This window comes from Listeria monocytogenes (genome assembly GCF_041765605.1).
Lineage (GTDB): Bacteria > Bacillota > Bacilli > Lactobacillales > Listeriaceae > Listeria > Listeria monocytogenes_D.
Genome location: NZ_CP168900.1, coordinates 2,463,263 through 2,481,070 on the forward strand (window position 1 = coordinate 2,463,263; position 17,808 = coordinate 2,481,070).

A 17,808-nucleotide genomic window follows, 5' to 3' on the forward strand; every position below is an offset into this window, starting at 1 on the left:
AAGGGAAGTGATTTTTTTGGATATTACGCAAACAGTCGAAATTCTTTTAATCTCTGTTTTTGCAGGGGTTGTAGGCTCTTTGCTCGGGCTTGGTGGTGGAATTATCGTGACGCCTGCCTTGACTCTTATTTTCGGGATTGATATTCAGTATGCAATTGGTGCGAGTATTATTTCCGTTATCGCAACAAGTAGTGGTTCTGCCATCGCTTATATCAAAGACGGTATTACGAACCTTCGTGTCGGGATGTTTCTCGAAATTGCCACAACAATTGGTGCAATCACCGGGGCTTTCGTCAGCGGACTGCTCTCGGCCACGGCACTCTACATCATCTTCGGACTTTTACTTCTTTATTCTGCTTTCAACATGATTAAAAAGGTCGGTACAGAATTTCCTACCAATGTGAAACCAGACCCACTCGCAACCAAACTAAACTTACATGATTCATATTACGATAAATCTTTACGGCAGACAGTTGATTATCAAGTGGCAAACGTCCCTGCTGGTTTTGGTGTGATGTACGGTGCCGGAATCGCAAGTGGCTTACTTGGAATCGGTAGTGGTGCATTTAAAGTAATGGCACTTGATGTCTTTATGAAAATGCCGCTTAAAGTAAGTAGCGCAACGAGTAATTTAATGATGGGCGTAACCGCGGCGGCCAGTGCAACTGTATATCTTTTCCAAGGTGACATCCAGCCTGCGATTGCAGCTCCAGTTGCGATTGGCGTACTTGTCGGTGCAACACTTGGAACACGCATTATGCAACGTTTAAAAAGCAAAGTTATTCGGATTATTTTTATTCCCGTCATTTTATATGTTGCCTTCCAAATGATTTTAGAAGGATTGGGGTGGATCTAAATGGCAGAGAAAAAAGAAGAAATGTACCGCGTGGAGCTAATTGTCAGCGCGTTACTACGAATCGGTGTTGTCCTCAGTGCGATTATTATTGTTTTCGGCCTTGTTATGCTATTTATCACCGGCGAAAGTGGCTATCCTGGGGAAACTTATCCGACTTCGCTTACGGCGATTTTCAGCGGGCTAGGGACGCTTAAACCATACGCAATTATGATGTTTGGCCTCTTTTGCTTAATTTTAACGCCAGTCCTTCGTGTCGTTGTATCGTTATTTACTTTTTTGAAGGAAAAAGATTATTTGTACGTTGGAATAACTGGGATTGTATTAATTATTTTAGTTATTAGCTTTTTAATTGGAATAAAAGCATAAAAAAGATGGCGCTGCTTACGCGCCATCTTTTTTTATTCTGAAAACAAATCCATTTGCATCGGAGCCAAGCCTTGAAACTCAACTTGTAACGCCTTTTGTAAATGTTTCGCGTTATCAGCCGCATCCCCGCCGCTGTTATTATTAAAAATCACGACAACTTCTTTGGACAATTTTTGTAAATGTTCCACATATTTTGCCCATTCGTTAATTTCTTCCTCATTATAACGGTAAAGTGTCCGAACTTCGCGCCATTCCGGACTGCTAGCTTTCATCCAACCATACTGATTCCGGCCGTGAAGCCGCACTAATGTCATATCACTATTCGTCTCACGAAGCACAATCGGCACGCTCCCAGAACCAACTTGCGGTTCATCGACAACCGTATGAATAAAACCTAATTCGTGCAGTAAATCTAACGTCTTTTCTGTATTTTGTTCGCTATACCATGAGTTATTACGAAATTCAATTGCTACAGGCAAATCGCCCATTTTCGAGGCAACATATTTTAAATAAGTCACATTTTCTTTCGTACAATTAAAATACGGCGGAAATTGATATAAAATTGCCTGTAGTTTTCCCGTTTCACTTATCGGCGCAATCATATCCATATAAGCCGTATACATCGCATTTTCACTATCAAAATACTGCGACCATTCCTTATGTTTCGTCATCGCCGAAAAAGCCTTTATCACAAAACGAAAATCATCCGGAGTTTGCGCCGCCCAGTTTGCCGTTGTTCGCGGAGAAGGAATCGCATAAAAACTCGTATCGACTTCTACCACAGGAAAATGTGCCGCATAATCAGCCAACGTTAATTTTTTTGATTGTAACAATGAATCATGATCACTCCATCCAGTTAACCCGATTGTAATCATCAACCGCCACCCTCTCTATCGTTTTTGATTTATGTTTATTATAACGCAAAAAGGAGGGAGAATCTTTTAATTTGGTTGTTGCTTTACCTTGGATATTTTATGTTTTATACTTTAATTAAAAAAAGGAGAAAACAGATGAAAAGACTTATTATAATGACTTCAGTTTTTTTCGGAACGATATTAATCGGTTCAGCCTTTACTGGTAGGAAACCTTTTGACGGATCAGATATATCTTTAATAGGCGGATTATCTATTTTTATACTATCTTATTTTATTGCTGGCTTTTTAAGTAGAAAGAAAAACAGCTAAAATTAAATGTAAATAAAAACCCCCTTCAACCACAAAGCTGCAGTTGAAGGGGATTTTTTTGTTATATTAACCAATCGAGCCTTCCATTTCAAACTTAATCAAACGGTTCATCTCAACGGCATATTCCATTGGTAATTCTTTCGTAAATGGTTCAATGAAGCCCATAACGATCATTTCTGTCGCTTCTTCTTCGCTTAAACCACGGCTCATTAGATAGAAAAGTTGTTCCTCAGATACTTTGGAAACTTTGGCTTCATGTTCTAATGAAATGTTGCTGTTTAGGATTTCGTTGTACGGGATTGTGTCCGATGTGGACAGGTTATCCATAATCAGCGTATCACATTCGATATTCGAACGTGCGCCGTCTGCATTACGACCAAAATGAACAATTCCGCGATACGTTACGTTTCCGCCTTGTTTCGAAATCGACTTCGATACAATCGTAGAGGACGTATTCGGCGCATAGTGCATCATTTTCGCTCCTGCGTCTTGACGTTGACCTTTACCTGCAATCGCGATAGAAAGGGTCGTTCCGCGCGCTCCTTCACCACGTAAATGTACAGCTGGGTATTTCATCGTTAATTTCGAACCAATGTTACCATCAATCCATTCCATTGTCGCATTTTCTTCACAGAAAGTACGTTTCGTTACTAGGTTATAAACGTTATTCGCCCAGTTTTGGATGGTTGTGTAACGGCAGTAAGCGCCTGGTTTTACAATGATTTCCACGACAGCTGAGTGAAGGGAATTCGTTGTATAAACGGGAGCAGTACAGCCTTCCACGTAGTTTACGCTGGCATTTTCATCCACAATAATTAGTGTCCGCTCAAATTGACCCATGTTTTCCGAGTTAATACGGAAATAGGCTTGAAGTGGCGTATCTACTTTGATACCTGGTGGTACGTAGATGAATGAACCACCTGACCAAACAGCCGAGTTTAGCGCAGCGAATTTGTTGTCGCTTGGTGGAATTACTTTTGCGAAATATTCTTTGAAAATATCTTCGTTTTCTTTTAACGCGGAATCTGTATCTTTGAAGACAATCCCTAAATCTTCTAGGTCTTGCTTCATATTGTGATAAACTACTTCGGATTCATACTGCGCAGATGCACCAGCCAAATATTTTTGTTCGGCTTCAGGAATACCTAATTTATCAAAAGTACGTTTAATTTCTTCAGGAACTTCATCCCAAGAGCGCACTGTTTGTTCAGACGGTTTCACGTAGTAAGTGATGTCTTCAAACTTCAGTTCTGACAGGTCGCCACCCCAAGTCGGCATTGGCATTTTATAAAATTGCTCCAAAGACTTCAAACGGAATTCAAGCATCCATTCTGGTTCTTCTTTAATATTCGAAATTTCTCTTACTACTTTTTCTGTTAATCCGCGTTCTGTACGGAACACAGAGGTATCTTTGTCATGGAATCCATATTGGTATTCGCCAATTTCTGGAATTTCAGTCATGTCGTATCCTCCTTTTCGCTACTTATTTTGTTCCTTCTTTTTCAAAAATCGCTCTCTCCATTGCTTTCCAAGAAAGGGTTGCGCATTTGATTCTTGCTGGGAATTTCGCAACTCCGGCAAGTGCCTCGACATCACCGTATTCATCAATTGTTTCATGGTCGTGACCTTGCACCATTTCTGAAAATTCACGGGACATTTTTAGTGCTTCTTTCTCGGTTTTCCCAATAATGCTTTGCGTCATCATCGAAGCAGAGGCCATCGAAATCGAACAGCCGCTACCAGTGAATTTTGCCGCAACGATTTTATCACCGTCCATTTTTAAATGAAGATGAATTTGATCACCGCATGTTGGGTTGTTGAGGTCGATTGTTACATCGCTATCTGGGAGCTCTCCATTATTGCGCGGATTTTTATAGTGATCCATAATGACTTGTCTATAAAGCTGATCTAATTTCCGGCTTGTCATAATCCAAAATACTCCTTTGTTAACTTGAGGCCATCTATAAGCGCATCAATTTCTTCTTTTGTATTATAAATATAAAAGCTTGCGCGAGCTGTGGAAGAAACGTCAAGCCACTTCATCAACGGTTGTGCACAGTGATGACCAGCTCGAATCGCAATTCCATCTTCGTCCAAAATAGTCGCAATATCGTGTGGGTGTGCGCCTTCTAAATTGAAAGTCACTAAGCCACATCGTTTACTCGCGTCTTTTGGTCCATAAATGGTAATGCCTTCGATTTTGCTCATTTCTTCTATCGCGTAGCTAGCTAATGCTTGTTCATGTGCGTGAATATTTGCGAGTCCGACTTCTGCCAAGTAATCAATCGCCGCACCTAGCGCAATCGCTCCGCCAATAATCGGTGTTCCGGCTTCAAATTTCCATGGCAGTTCTTTCCAAGTCGAATCATATAATTCAACAAAATCAATCATTTCTCCGCCAAATTCGGTAGGTTCCATCGCATCAAGCAATTCACGTTTGCCATACAAGGCGCCAATACCAGTAGGAGCCATCATTTTGTGCCCTGAAAAAGCATAAAAGTCAGCATCTAAATCAACTACATCAACTTCCATATGAGGCACAGCTTGCGCACCGTCAACGAGAATGACTGCTCCAAATTGATGAGCAATTGCTGCGATTTCTTTAATTGGCGTGATAGTCCCGAGTACATTAGAAACATGAGCTAATGCAACGATTTTCGTTTTTTCGCCAATCGTTTTTTTGGCTTGTTCCACAGAAATCGTTCCATTTTCTTCTAACTCAATATATTTCAAAACCGCGCCCTTGCGTTTAGCTAGTTGTTGCCACGGAATCAAATTAGAATGATGCTCTAGATAAGAAATAACTATCTCATCGCCAGCTTCAATATTTGCTTCCGCGTAACTATCTACAACTAAATTAATCGCTGAAGTAGTACCTCTTGTGAAAATAATTTCTGCTACTTCACGCGCATGAATAAACTGGGCTACTTTACCTCGAGCTGATTCATAAGCATCCGTCGCTCTTGCCGCAAGTGTATGCACACCGCGATGAACATTCGCATTATCAAACTCATAGTAATGTGTTAAAGCTTCAATAACTTGTTTCGGCTTTTGTGAAGTGGCAGCATTATCTAAATAAGCTAGCGGTTTTTCATTTATTTCTTGAGCTAAAATTGGAAAATCCGCCCGAATTTTTTGGATATCAATCATTTAGCGCACTTTCCCTTCGATTACTTCACGAAGCATCGTTTTCACACTTTCGATTGGTAACTGACGAACAACAGGGTCTAAGAAGCCATGAATAACTAATCTTTCTGCTTCTTTTTGAGAAATCCCGCGACTCATCAAATAGAATAATTGTAGTGGATCAACGCGTCCAACAGAAGCCGCATGTCCTGCTACTACGTCATTTTCATCAATTAATAAAATTGGGTTCGCATCACCGCGCGCTTCAGGACTAAGCATCAGTACACGTGATTCTTGTTGTGCATCTGACTTAGAAGCGCCATGTTTAATGTGGCCAATTCCGTTAAAAATAGTTGTCGCTCTTTCTTTCATAACACCATGGGATAAAATTGTACCATTAGAAGCTTTTCCGTAATGTGTCACGCGCGTTGTCACGTTTTGCGTTTGCTTTCCGCGTCCAACTGTCACAGTTTTCACATCAGCAGAAGATCCGTCACCAATTAGGTTTGTTACGTTCTCATTGATAGTATCGCCATCATTCATTAGGCCAAGCGCCCATTCAATTTGGCTATCTGTTCCAATGTGTCCACGACGGTTCACATATGTCGTAACATCACTTGCAAGATTGTCTACACCGCCAAAAGTAATGCGCGCATTTTTCTCAGCGATTACTTCTTCTACAATGCTAACAATCCCTTTAGGTGCGTTATCTACCGTTACGTAGTTTTCCACATAAGTGACTGCGCTATTATCATCCGCCACAAGCAACACATGATTAACAAGTGGAGATTCTGCTTTGTCTTGTACGAAAACAGCTTGAATTGGTGCTTTCACTTCGACATTTTTAGGAACGTAAAGGAAAATCCCGCCGTTCACTAGTGCCGCATGAAAAGCAGTCAGTTTATGTTCATTCACTTGAACTGCATCTTTCATGAAATATTTCTTCACAAGTTCAGGATGGTTTTTCACAGCCGAAATAATATCTGTGAAAATAACGCCTTGGTCAACTAGTTCTTGTTGCAACTGAAGTCTCGCAGGTCTTTCATCCATTTGAACGTAAAAATTGGCTTCTTTATTATCTAAATCAACTAAATTCGCTACTTTTTCCGGTAAAGTTTCATTCGTTACGCCTTCTTTAAAAGGTATAAACGTCTCGAACTTTGTGAAATTCCAGCGAGTAATTTTTGTTTTATCCACAAAAGGCAAGTCCAGTTCCCCGTAAGCTTTAAAAGCATTGCGACGGATATCTAAAAACCAATCCGGTTCATTCGCATTACTTGAAAAAGCGTGGATAAAATCATCTTTAATTGTCATATTTTCTGCCATGATTTTAACCTCACTTCCTTATTGTTGGTCTACTGCTTCTTCTTCCTCAAGTTCGATACCAAGCTCTTGTTTAATCCAGTCATAACCTTCTGCTTCTAAACGTTTCGCAAGTTCAGGTCCGCCTTCTTTTACTACTTTACCTTGCATCATTACGTGAACAAAATCTGGTGTGATGTAGTTCAGTAACCGTTGGTAATGGGTAATGATTAAGCAACCGAATCCTTCGCCGCGCATTTCATTTACACCTTTAGAGACAACTTTAAGCGCATCGATATCAAGACCAGAGTCAATTTCATCTAAAATCGCTAACTTTGGCTCGATCATTAATAATTGCAAGATTTCATTACGTTTTTTCTCTCCGCCTGAAAATCCTTCATTTAAATAACGTTCCGCCATTTCTTCGTCCATATCTAAAATATCCATTTTTGCATCTAGTTTGCGGATGAATTGCATTACTGGAATTTCGTCGCCTTCTTCGCGGCGGCTGTTGATTGCTGCACGAATGAATTCAGCGTTTGTAACACCACTAATTTCACTTGGATATTGCATCGCTAAGAAAAGACCAGCACGAGCGCGTTCGTCTACTTCCATTTCGAGTACATCTTCCCCGTCAAGTGTGATTGTTCCTTGTGTTACTTCATATTTTGGATGCCCCATAATAGCTGAGGACAACGTAGATTTACCTGTTCCGTTCGGTCCCATGATAGCATGGATTTCGCCAGTTGAAATTTCCAGGTTAACGCCCTTCAAAATTTCTTTTCCTTCTATTTCAACATGTAAATCTTGAATCTTTAAAGTTGCCATAAAAAAAGTCCTCCCTAGTGTAAAATTTGCATAATCCTAGTTTAGTATAATTCTAATCTGATTACAACTATAAAAACCAGTATTCTTCGCATTCTCCCCTTCATTCTACTATTAATAAAGGTTTTTTACCAGTTTTCTAGCATTATCACTGTTTCTATTTTATTTGAGAATCCGTCCCTAAAAAAATACAACGTGTCATACCAATAAATGAAAGGGATTTTTCATCCTAAAAAAGGGATTGTATATCTTATTTATATATGGTATTGTTGTAACGTAACAAAATTGCAACATAATAACTTTTTTGTAATAAACGATTACTTATTGAAGGAGAATTTAAAATATGAAGAAAGCAATAATGGCTGCGACCATCTTTGTATTGCTTTTAGCAACTTTATCCGGGTGTAGCTCCCCTAAGTCCGACTTCACTGCTGCCTTGCAAAAAACAGCTAAAAACCGACAATATACAACAAATGTAACATTCCAAGTAAATGACCTTTCAGAAGGTTATATGAAAAAGCTTGGTCCTGAAATTGACTTAAACCAACTTAAAAAATCGAACATTCAATATAAAATTTCCGTTGACAGTGACTCTGCCTCTTCTTACAGTGCATCTTCCATTCATTGGAAAGGAGAAAAACCATTTGATTTAACGATACATGCACTACAAAACAGCGACGACGGAAAAGCGTATATCCCTGTATCTGACTTCTATGATGCAACGGATAGCATCTCAAGTTTATTACCAGCATCTACAGCCAAAATTTTCAATCAAGTGCTGGAACAAAACAAAGACTTAGAATCAAAGTATTTAAATCTATTCGAAACAATTCAAAACTTTTCCAACCAAACAATTGATACCGAAACTGTAGACCGCCAAGCAAAAGAATTAAAGAAAATTGAAGAAACTGCTGGCATTGCGATTTACAGCTATTTAAACGATTTAGATGACAAGCACTTCACTTCTAAAGACAACGACGACATCGTTCTAAAATTGTCTAAAAATGAAGTGAGCGATTTAGTAAATGATGTTCTCACAAAGCTTGACGATCAAGGAAACGTGGTAGCACTTATCGCTGAAATTGATGGCAGTACCCAAAAAGCAGCAAAGAAAAAATGGAATACAGCACAAAAAGACATGCAAGCATCCTTAAAAAAACTAACCAATAACGACGCTCAAACATTAGATTTCAACTTAACATTGACTCCTGACAGCAAAAAAGGATTTAGTAAAGCAATTATCACTACTAATTTTGAAGACACAAACACAAAAGACTTAATGAACTTCACAACAACGATTGATATGCTTGACTACGAAAAAGTCCCTCCAATGCCAGAAGGAAATGAAATTGTTTCTAAAAAAGAACTGGATAAAGCCATTTCTGATGGACTGAAATTATATTTAAGTAGCGCTCAATAAAAAAATCCTTTTACCGATTTGGTAAAAGGATTTTTTTCTATTTTATTTATCGACTGGAACAACAGCGCCGTCCCATTCTTTCGTAATATAATCTTGAATTTCTTTTGAATGAAGTACTTTTACTAGCTCTTTAATGTTTTTATCGTCTTTTTTCTTTTCTGTTGTTACAACGATATTCGCATAAGGAGAGTCTTTACTTTCGATTGCAATAGCATCTTTAGAAGGGTTTAAGCCTTGGTCTACAACAAAGTTAGAGTTAATCGCTACAACGTCGCCTTCTTCGTTATTATACGCAGTCATTAAGTAAGCTGGGTCAAAATCGTATTTGAATTTCAAGTTTTTCGGATTGTCTTTAATATCATCAAATGTTGCATCTTGTGGTTTCACGCCGTCTTTCAACGTTAATAGTCCGTTATCCACAAAAATACCAATGACACGCGGCCAGTCAGATTTTGAGTTAGAAAGTAATACTTGCGCACCGTCTTTTAGATCTTTAATGTCTTTCACTTTTTTAGAGTAGATGCCCATTGGTTCGATGTGAATCGCGCCAACATCAGCAAATTTGTAGCCTTTTTCTTTTTCTTCTAGTTCAAGATATGGTTTATGTTGGAAGTAGTTAGCGTCTAAGTCGCCTTCTTCTAGCGCTTTATTAGGCATAACGTAATCTGTATATTTAACAATTTTCAAGTCAATCCCTTTATCTTTTAAAATCGGTTTTGCTTGTTCTAAGATTTGGGCATGTGGTGTATTGGAAGCCCCCACAACTAACTGATTATCGTCTTTACTAGATGAAGCTTTATCTGAGGAGCTACCGCAAGCTGTAAGTACTAAAACTAAACTTAATGTGAAAATGAAACCAAGAACCTTTTTCATGAAATTCTCTCCTTTTTTGCGGGGATTCCGCGTTTTTTTATATAAATTTCTTCATATACATTAGTTAGCGTTTGTCGGTTCGTTTTGTTAAGAAGTCGCCGATAAACTGGAAAATAAAGACGATAATTAAGATAATAATTGTCGCAAGTACTGTTACATCAGGTTGTCCACGTTGGAATCCTTCAAGATAGGCAGTATTCCCAAGACCACCTGCGCCAATGACACCAGCCATCGCGGTAAAACCAACGAGCGAAATTGCTGTCACTGTGATACCGGAAATAATCGCTGGAAGTGCTTCTGGGATAAGTACTTTACCAATAATCGTAAACATATTCGCTCCCATAGATTTGGCTGCTTCGATAACTCCTTTGTCCACTTCACGAAAGGCAATTTCTACCATCCGACCATAGAACGGAGCAGCAGAGATAATCAATGCTGGAAGTGCCGCTTTTGGCCCGATTACTGTTCCGACAAGCGATTTCGTCATCGGTAAAAGCAATACAATCAAAATAATAAAAGGAATCGAGCGGAACACGTTGACTAAAATGGCTGTAATCCAGTAAAGAATGCGCGCCCCAGCATGTTTTTTGTTGTTAGTTAAAAATAGTAATAATCCTAACACAATTCCGAGTAAAAAAACCGCAAATAATGAAACAAGCGTCATGTATAATGTTTCTTGTGTTGCGACCCACATCATTTGAAAATCAACATTGGGAAATAATTCTTGTAATTTCGTCATCGTTCTAACACTTCCGTTTCTACTTTAAGTTGACGTAGCTGTGTTAGACTCGCATTTATCGCATCTTCTGTACCTAAAACTTGTACATAAAGCGTTCCGTATGCGCCGTTTTGCGTTTGCGTTAAGTTCCCGTGGAGAACATTTAGCATAACATCATTTTCTTTTGCTACTTGAGATATGACTGGTTGAGTTGCATTTTCGCTCATAAAGAGTAATTTAACAATTTTTCCTTCTGCGTAATTATCGAGTAGTAGATGGATTAGTTCTTCTGTTTCGTCTGAATCAGTGACTTGGCGAACGAAGCGCTGCGTTACTTTTTCTTGTGGGTGACGGAAAACATCTAAAACATCGCCGAGTTCGACAACTTTTCCGTTTTCCATTACTGCTACGCGATTACATATTTTCCGGATAACGTGCATTTCATGGGTGATAACGATGATAGTTAAATGGAGGCGTTTGTTAATATCTAGGAGGAGTTCTAAAACTTCATCAGTAGTTTGTGGATCTAGTGCGGAAGTTGCTTCATCACAAAGCAATACTTTTGGGTTGTTGGCCAGTGCTCTTGCGATACCGACACGCTGCTTTTGACCACCACTTAGTTCAGCTGGATAAGCATTTTCTTTTCCTTCCAAACCAACAAGGCGGATGAGTTCATTTACTCGAAAACGTCTTTTTTCACCCCGTACACCTGCAATTTCTAGTGGAAACGCGATATTTTCCGCTACTGTACGTGACCATAATAAATTAAAGTGTTGAAAAATCATTCCAATTTGCTGACGAGCTTTTCTAAGCTTACTACCGCGGATCTGGCTAATAAGTAAATTGTCTACTTCCACTGTCCCGGCACTTGGTAGTTCCAGTCCGTTAAACATCCGGATTAGCGTACTTTTACCAGCTCCAGAATATCCAACTACTCCAAAAATCTCACCTTGTTCAATTTCTAAATCGACATGGTCGACTGCGAGAACTTTGTTATTTCTGGACGTGTATTCTTTTACAACGTTTTGTAACGTAATCATCTCTATCACCTTTTCTACATTCTGATATACAAAAAAGCCTTTCTGCTGATGAGCAGAAAGGCAGCATTTTTTCAAATGGACTAACTTCCTTCTCATCTTTCAGAACAATTAGTTGTTCTGCATGACTTAGCACCTTAAACACATAATGAATTATTGTTTAGGTTGCTGGGTTTCACAGGGCATTTCCCTCCACCACTCTGGATAAGATTTCTACATATTATTAAATCACTTCATTTGTGACTATAGTGACGTTTCTTGTTTTTTCATATTACCTTGTCTAGTAGACTTTGTCAATAACTTTCTTACTTAAATCAATTTATTTGTAAGTTATTTCACTTAGGATACTACTATTTGTTTGTTCAACCTGATTAGCCATTTGAGAGGCTATTTTAATTTGGGCCTTTTTTTGATATTTCAGTTCGCTATTATTTATTTGCACTATGTACATAAATACCGCAATAACCGTGATACAAGCAACAACAATTAAAACAATATGTTTTTTCATTTTCCTCTCCTCCGTGATTTATATTCTACCGAAAGAACATAAATCACGCGGAAAGAAACTTTTAAGAATTGTTAAAGATTAAATTAGCGGCAATTTGACGATAAAACTGGTTTGGCGTTTTTTGCTTTCGGCAGTAACAATTCCGCCGTGTTTTTCAACGATAGACTTAGCAATTGCAAGGCCTAATCCAGTTCCAGTCGTCGTCCGATTTTTATCTACTTTGTAAAAGCGCTCGAACAAGTAAGGTAAATCGACATTAGGAATTTCTTCGCCGTAATTCGTTACGCGCACAACAGCCATATTATCTTCTTTTTTCGCGCTGACATCAATTTGTTTATTGCCTTCTCCGTATCTAAGGGCATTCGAAAATAAATTCTCAAACAAGCGCATAATTTGGTTACCATCACCACCGATAATTAGTTTGTTGGTGTCAAAATGTTCGACAATCTGCATATTACGTTCCGCAGCTCGCCCGTCATATTCCGCCACTAATTGCCGGAGCAACTCAACAATGTCTAACTCATCTTTCTTTAATTGGTAATCCACGCTATCGAGCCTTGTATAAGAAAATAAATCATCAATAAGTTTGTGCAAATGACGCGCTTTCCCGTATACAAGCTCGGTGTAATAACGAAGCTCAATTTCATCGCGATAACGGTCTTCATGTATATAGCTTAAATAGCCTAAAATGGATGTAAGTGGTGTTCGCAAATCATGCGAAACATTGGTAATTAAGTCATTTCGAGCTTGTTGGGCTTGTTCTTCTTGTTGCATCAATTTTTTCTGACGTTCTCGCATATTTTCAATGTTACGTTCCAGTTCTTGAATTTCCGGCACAAAACTTTCTGTATCTACCGGTTTTCCGTCATTTAGCGCAAAATTAATTGTCCGCAGTTGTTTTTTCAAAATTCTTTGACGCATCAAACGATAGAAAAAAGCAAAGAATAGACAAGCTATTAAAAAGATAATCAGAAATTTTAGCGATAACATCCAAAAAGATTGCATGATTCGCGTATATTTATTCGTTCCAAATAATTGCACAATGGCCTGAGACACTTCTCGTAAAAACAAAGAATCATCCCGAATGGAAATGCTCCATAAATAAATAGTTTGTACGGTAATTAAAGCCAAAACCCATGAAACAGCTGCAAAAAAAGTCGCCTGCCAAATATTCATCACATGGCTAATTTTCGTAAACAACAGTTCTAGTTTAGATTTCAATTTTGTACCCTACTCCCCAAATTGTCTTAATCACATTTTCTCCGCCCATTGCCTCGCGCAATTTATCACGCAAATTACTAATATGGACCATTACCGTCTTACTCGCTCCAAGGGCTTTTTCTTGCCAAATTTTCTCAAAAATATATTCTGAACTAAAAACGCGGCCTGGTTCACTCGCGAGTAAAAATAAAATATCAAATTCAGAAGTCGTCAAATGAAGTTCTTTGCCACCAACAGTTACAACGTGAAGGCCACGGTCAACTACTATCGGCCCAATGATGACTTTATCTTGACTAACAGGCTCTGCTTGGCTCATTTGCTGCATTCTTCTTAGAATAGCTTTCACACGTACAGAAAGCTCTAATGGATTGAATGGCTTGACCATATAGTCGTCAGCTCCAGTTAAAAGCCCCATGATTTTGTCGTTATCTTCCGCTTTTGCACTAAGCATTAAGATGGGAGTCAAAATCCCGTTATCTCTCATTAATCGGCATACTTCTAAGCCGTTCATTTCTGGCATCATTATATCTAATATCACTAAAGTTGGCTGTTTTTCTTGTACTAAACGCCATACTTCCGCACCATCATAAGCTTGATAAATCGTATATCCTTCATTTTGTAAATATAATTTCACTAAATCAACAATTTCTTTGTCATCATCCGCAATTAAAATAGAAGTTGTCATACTCATTGTCCTTTCCATTCTTATTTCTACCTATTGTAACACTTTAGCAACAAATCGAATAGAAAGAGCTTGGATTAAATTCGCGTGAATACCCGTTCTTCTTCTGGCTCTAAGTGGATAAGAACTTCTGCTTTCGAATAAAAATTCATAATTTCTGCTTCAATTTCGTCACATAACGAATGCGCACTTTCAATCGTCATTGAGGAAGATACAACTAAATGAAAATCAATGTATTCTTCCGCTCCTGCACGTCTTGAACGAAAATCATGAAATTCAATAAATTTTGTTTTATGAGTCAAAATGATTTGCTTAATTGCTTCTTCTTCATCCGCAGACAAGCGTTTGTCCATTAACGGCGGAAAAGACTCTTTTAATAATTTATACGCCTCATACATAATGTAAAATGCTGTTAAAATGGCGATAACTGGATCTAACCAAAGCCAGCCTGTTATGTATACAAGGAACAAACTAAGCGCAATTCCAAGCGCTGTGAATACATCTGTATATAAATGTAATGCATTAGACTTCATGGCAACTGAATTAGCTTCATCGGCCGCTTTTTTGATAATACGAGACACGATAATATTCACAATTGCCCCGAAAAGCATAACCATAATACCAAGCGCTGGAAAACGAATTTCGTGAGGATTTATAAGTTTATTAACCGATTCTACAATAATCCAAATCCCCGCTACAAATATAAGTAAAGTTTCAATTGTTCCCGCGATATTCTCTGCTTTTCCGTGTCCATATGGATGGTCTTCATCGGCCGGTTGATTAGAAATCCGAATCGAGAAGAAAGTGATGATTGACGCAAATAAGTCCATTGACGAGTGAATCCCTTCCGAAATCACTGCCACGGAACCTGTAAAAAAGCCGACAATCAATTTAAGTACAACAATAACAAAATTACTACAAACAGATAAAATAGTAAGATTTGAATGGTTCATAGAAAAGCCTCCGATATTTTATGTTTCATTAAAAATCTCTCTTTATAAAACACTATTTTAACAACTCGAATTATCTTACCACAAGCTGCAGAATTGTGTCTATAGCAACGTTTTTAGTTAAATGCAGTTCTATATCGGAAGCGAAACTTTTTTGCACTCGGGCAAAAATTAACACAGAAAAAATCCCTGTATCACTCACTATACAGGAATTCAAAAATCGCCGTTGCATCATGTAATTGGTAACTTAAATCGACCGGCTGACCACTCTTAAATTTAACTAGCGCTGGGACGGATGTAATCTCCAGACTTTGTGCTATCTCAGGCACATAATTCAAGTCTACTTTCCTGACTTCTGCGTGAAGCGAGTCCGCCTCCAAAACCACGTCCACTAACCGGCTTGCTATCTGGCAGCTGCCACACATCGGCGTAAAAAAGAAAACGACAAAGTCCGCGCCATTTTTTTGTGCCATTTTCAAACGTTCTTTTTCCCAGATTTCCAGAAAAAACGCCTCCTATCAAAAAAAGGCCTGCTTCGGTTATCCCAAGCCGGCCTCCTAAAAATTAATCTAATACTTTTTCGTAATCGTCACTTGATAAAAGAGCCTTCACATCAGCTTCTTCCACTTCTTCAAGTTTTAAAATCCAGCCTGTATCGTATGGATTGCTATTAATTAGTTCTGGCTCATCTTCTAATGTTTCGTTAACAGCAACTACTTTACCAGTTACTGGTGCGTAAAAATCAGATACTGTTTTTACAGATTCAATGCTACCGATGGAGTCACCTTTTGTTACAGTGTCGCCAACCTCTGGCAATTCAACAAATACGATATCCCCTAATTGATCTTGCGCAAAGTCAGTAATCCCAATAACATAACTACCATCGTCTGCTTTCACCCATTCATGTTCTTCTGTGTACAATAAGTCTTTTGGTAAACTCATTTTCAAAACTCCTCCTTTTTCGTGCAATTATCTATATTGACTATTTCCAAGTTGCTTCAAATTCTTCTTCTTTGAAACCAAGCGTCACTTCTTTGCCGTTCGTGGTTAGCGGGCGTTTGATTAGCATACCGTCTGATGCAAGTAACTTATAAGCTTCTTCCGGCGAAAGTGTATCTAATTTATCTTTCAGTCCAAGTTCGCGGTATTTAATACCACTTGTGTTAAAGAAACGGCGGATTGGAAGCCCGCTCACTTCATGCCATTTTTGTATTTCTTCCACAGTTGGTGTTTCTGTCTTAATATCTACTTCATTAAAATCAACATGCTCACTTTCAAGCCATGCTTTTGCTTTCTTACAGGTGCTACATTTTGGATACCAATAAAAATTAATCATTTTGCCTCTCCCTCCGATTGCATTCTATTACTATCATAGTGCATTTTTTCTGAAAGTACAAATGGCAACACTTAGAAAAAAACAGAGAATTTGAAAGCGCATTCATTCACGGTTTTAAAAATACAAAAGCCATTTTCGACTTTTGTATTTTTATTTTAAGATGCGTGATTTTCTTCTTTCACTTCAAACATCGATTTCTTAAAGTTAAACCTTATCCCGAGAACTAGCCCTACTGCCATCATGTTCCCGAGCAGGGCACTACCACCGTAACTAATAAACGGAAGCGGAATACCTGTAATCGGCAGCAAACCAATATTCATACCAACATTTTCCAGTACGTGGAACATTAACATCATTACAACACCCGTACAAATGTAAGAATAAAATGGTACGCCAACATCTAGCGCCACTCGAATAATTTGATAAATCAACAAGAAATAAATCGCAAGTAAAATACTGGCGCCAATAAAGCCATAATCCCCGGCTACAATCGTAAAAATAAAGTCATTGTGATTTTCTGGAATAGCGATGGCGTCATATCCCGCGCCGTTCCCAGAAATCTGCCCAGAACCAATCGCCGTTAAGGCTCGAAGTACTTGATAACCTCCGCCTTGAGGGTCATTCTCCGGATTAATCCATGTCGTAATCCGGTCAAATTGATATGGTTTAAAACCTAGACTCGTCAGCCAATTTTGGTGATAAATAACCATCCAAATCAGCGCCGTCCCAATTGCCGCAATCGATCCAAAAAGCGGCACGATAATTTTCCATGTAATTCCGGAAACAAGAATCATTCCCGACATAATAGCAATAAACACGAGCGCTGTCCCTAAATCGGGTTGCAGCATGATAAGAATAAGTGGTATTAACGTAAACAAGCCAATCTTCAACAGTAACCAAGCATCGTAACTAAAACGATGAACCTTATATGTTCGGTTATGATCCCAAATCACTTTTGCTAAAACGATAATTAAAATGACCTTTACAACCTCGGATGGCTGAATGTTTCCTAAGAACGGAATAACAATCCAGCTCTTCGCTCCTTTTACTTCTTTCCCAAAAAGCAATACAAATACGAGCAAAAATAGACCTAGTCCATAAAAGTAATAAGCCCATTTCGTAAGCCGGTCATAATCTAGTTGCATCACAACAATAATGGCAAATGTCGACACGACAAACCACATGGCTTGTTTGACAACAAAGTTTGCATCATATTGATTATTTGTTAATTGCGCACTATAAATGGACACCAAACTGATTATCATAAGTAACATCATTGATAGAACAATCCCGTAATCAATGCGTCCAGCTAGTTTATTTTGTTGATTCATTATTTAATTACTCCTTACTGGTTGGTTTGTATAAACAAAAACGAACACTTTCTCCCAAACAGTTTAAAAAAGA

General features: G+C 38.5%; 21 protein-coding genes and 1 riboswitch. Of the genes, 4 read left to right on the forward strand and 17 right to left on the reverse strand.

Annotated features, from left to right (window positions below; genetic code table 11):
* Nucleotides 1-16: 16 nt before the first annotated feature.
* Complete coding sequence (locus AB2Q86_RS12525) at nt 17-856, forward strand: sulfite exporter TauE/SafE family protein (protein ID WP_003727947.1); 840 nt, start codon at nt 17-19, stop codon at nt 854-856.
* The gene (locus AB2Q86_RS12530) at nt 857-1,222 is read left to right on the forward strand and encodes a DUF1634 domain-containing protein (protein ID WP_003722429.1); all 366 of its coding nucleotides are present in this window, start codon (nt 857-859) and stop codon (nt 1,220-1,222) included.
* Nucleotides 1,223-1,254: 32 nt separating this feature from the next.
* Here AB2Q86_RS12530 and AB2Q86_RS12535 read toward each other — a convergent pair whose 3' ends face one another.
* Nucleotides 1,255-2,097: a DUF72 domain-containing protein gene (locus AB2Q86_RS12535; RefSeq protein WP_012580804.1), complete on the reverse strand. Its 843-nt coding sequence runs from the start codon at nt 2,095-2,097 to the stop codon at nt 1,255-1,257.
* A gap of 135 nt (nt 2,098-2,232) precedes the next feature.
* Between AB2Q86_RS12535 and AB2Q86_RS12540 the strand changes: the two genes are divergently transcribed.
* Nucleotides 2,233-2,406, forward strand: a complete 174-nt coding sequence (locus AB2Q86_RS12540) for a hypothetical protein (protein WP_041176564.1) — start codon at nt 2,233-2,235, stop codon at nt 2,404-2,406.
* 66 nt (nt 2,407-2,472) lie between these two features.
* Here AB2Q86_RS12540 and sufB read toward each other — a convergent pair whose 3' ends face one another.
* From sufB to sufC, 5 genes are read right to left on the reverse strand one after another with little or no spacing between them, the layout of a single operon-like run.
* Nucleotides 2,473-3,867, reverse strand: a complete 1,395-nt coding sequence (sufB, locus tag AB2Q86_RS12545) for a Fe-S cluster assembly protein SufB (RefSeq protein WP_003722438.1) — start codon at nt 3,865-3,867, stop codon at nt 2,473-2,475.
* A 22-nt stretch (nt 3,868-3,889) separates the two neighbouring features.
* The gene (gene sufU / locus AB2Q86_RS12550) at nt 3,890-4,333 is read right to left on the reverse strand and encodes a Fe-S cluster assembly sulfur transfer protein SufU (RefSeq protein WP_003722439.1); all 444 of its coding nucleotides are present in this window, start codon (nt 4,331-4,333) and stop codon (nt 3,890-3,892) included.
* The gene (locus AB2Q86_RS12555) at nt 4,330-5,556 is read right to left on the reverse strand and encodes a cysteine desulfurase (protein WP_012580803.1); all 1,227 of its coding nucleotides are present in this window, start codon (nt 5,554-5,556) and stop codon (nt 4,330-4,332) included. The genes sufU and AB2Q86_RS12555 overlap by 4 nt, the downstream gene beginning before the upstream one ends.
* On the reverse strand, nt 5,557-6,858 hold the full coding sequence (gene sufD / locus AB2Q86_RS12560) for a Fe-S cluster assembly protein SufD (RefSeq protein WP_012580802.1): 1,302 nt from the start codon (nt 6,856-6,858) through the stop codon (nt 5,557-5,559).
* 18 nt (nt 6,859-6,876) lie between these two features.
* Entirely contained in the window at nt 6,877-7,662 is a 786-nt protein-coding gene (gene sufC, locus AB2Q86_RS12565; RefSeq protein WP_003722442.1) for a Fe-S cluster assembly ATPase SufC, read from the reverse strand.
* Nucleotides 7,663-8,002: 340 nt separating this feature from the next.
* On the opposite strand from sufC, the gene AB2Q86_RS12570 reads away from it, so the two are divergent.
* Entirely contained in the window at nt 8,003-9,079 is a 1,077-nt protein-coding gene (locus AB2Q86_RS12570) for a hypothetical protein (RefSeq protein WP_012580801.1), read from the forward strand.
* 42 nt (nt 9,080-9,121) lie between these two features.
* Here the strand turns inward: AB2Q86_RS12570 and AB2Q86_RS12575 are convergent, their stop codons facing one another.
* From AB2Q86_RS12575 to rodA, 11 genes are all read right to left on the reverse strand, one after another.
* A complete protein-coding gene (locus AB2Q86_RS12575; RefSeq protein WP_003730031.1) occupies nt 9,122-9,952 on the reverse strand; it encodes a MetQ/NlpA family ABC transporter substrate-binding protein in 831 nt (276 codons plus the stop codon).
* Between the two features lie 64 nt (nt 9,953-10,016).
* Nucleotides 10,017-10,691: a methionine ABC transporter permease gene (locus tag AB2Q86_RS12580; protein ID WP_003725603.1), complete on the reverse strand. Its 675-nt coding sequence runs from the start codon at nt 10,689-10,691 to the stop codon at nt 10,017-10,019.
* Complete coding sequence (locus AB2Q86_RS12585; RefSeq protein WP_003737455.1) at nt 10,688-11,710, reverse strand: methionine ABC transporter ATP-binding protein; 1,023 nt, start codon at nt 11,708-11,710, stop codon at nt 10,688-10,690. Before AB2Q86_RS12585 ends, AB2Q86_RS12580 begins: the two co-directional genes overlap by 4 nt.
* Before the next feature lie 89 nt (nt 11,711-11,799).
* Nucleotides 11,800-11,918: riboswitch (SAM riboswitch) on the reverse strand.
* Between the two features lie 108 nt (nt 11,919-12,026).
* The gene (locus tag AB2Q86_RS12590; RefSeq protein WP_003737456.1) at nt 12,027-12,215 is read right to left on the reverse strand and encodes a hypothetical protein; all 189 of its coding nucleotides are present in this window, start codon (nt 12,213-12,215) and stop codon (nt 12,027-12,029) included.
* A gap of 78 nt (nt 12,216-12,293) precedes the next feature.
* Nucleotides 12,294-13,436 carry a histidine kinase CesK gene (gene cesK / locus AB2Q86_RS12595; protein ID WP_003730026.1) on the reverse strand — a complete coding sequence of 381 codons (1,143 nt, stop codon included), beginning with the start codon at nt 13,434-13,436 and terminating at the stop codon, nt 12,294-12,296.
* On the reverse strand, nt 13,426-14,121 hold the full coding sequence (gene cesR / locus AB2Q86_RS12600; RefSeq protein WP_003722450.1) for a response regulator CesR: 696 nt from the start codon (nt 14,119-14,121) through the stop codon (nt 13,426-13,428). The genes cesK and cesR overlap by 11 nt, the downstream gene beginning before the upstream one ends.
* Nucleotides 14,122-14,195: 74 nt before the next feature.
* The gene (locus AB2Q86_RS12605) at nt 14,196-15,071 is read right to left on the reverse strand and encodes a cation diffusion facilitator family transporter (protein WP_012580800.1); all 876 of its coding nucleotides are present in this window, start codon (nt 15,069-15,071) and stop codon (nt 14,196-14,198) included.
* A 191-nt stretch (nt 15,072-15,262) separates the two neighbouring features.
* Nucleotides 15,263-15,547, reverse strand: a complete 285-nt coding sequence (locus tag AB2Q86_RS12610) for a thioredoxin family protein (RefSeq protein WP_012580799.1) — start codon at nt 15,545-15,547, stop codon at nt 15,263-15,265.
* An 85-nt stretch (nt 15,548-15,632) separates the two neighbouring features.
* Nucleotides 15,633-16,010, reverse strand: a complete 378-nt coding sequence (gcvH, locus tag AB2Q86_RS12615; RefSeq protein ID WP_003723327.1) for a glycine cleavage system protein GcvH — start codon at nt 16,008-16,010, stop codon at nt 15,633-15,635.
* Between the two features lie 40 nt (nt 16,011-16,050).
* Nucleotides 16,051-16,404 carry an arsenate reductase family protein gene (locus AB2Q86_RS12620; RefSeq protein ID WP_012580798.1) on the reverse strand — a complete coding sequence of 118 codons (354 nt, stop codon included), beginning with the start codon at nt 16,402-16,404 and terminating at the stop codon, nt 16,051-16,053.
* 155 nt (nt 16,405-16,559) lie between these two features.
* Nucleotides 16,560-17,735: a rod shape-determining protein RodA gene (gene rodA, locus AB2Q86_RS12625; RefSeq protein ID WP_003730021.1), complete on the reverse strand. Its 1,176-nt coding sequence runs from the start codon at nt 17,733-17,735 to the stop codon at nt 16,560-16,562.
* Between the last annotated feature and the right edge of the window lie 73 nt (nt 17,736-17,808).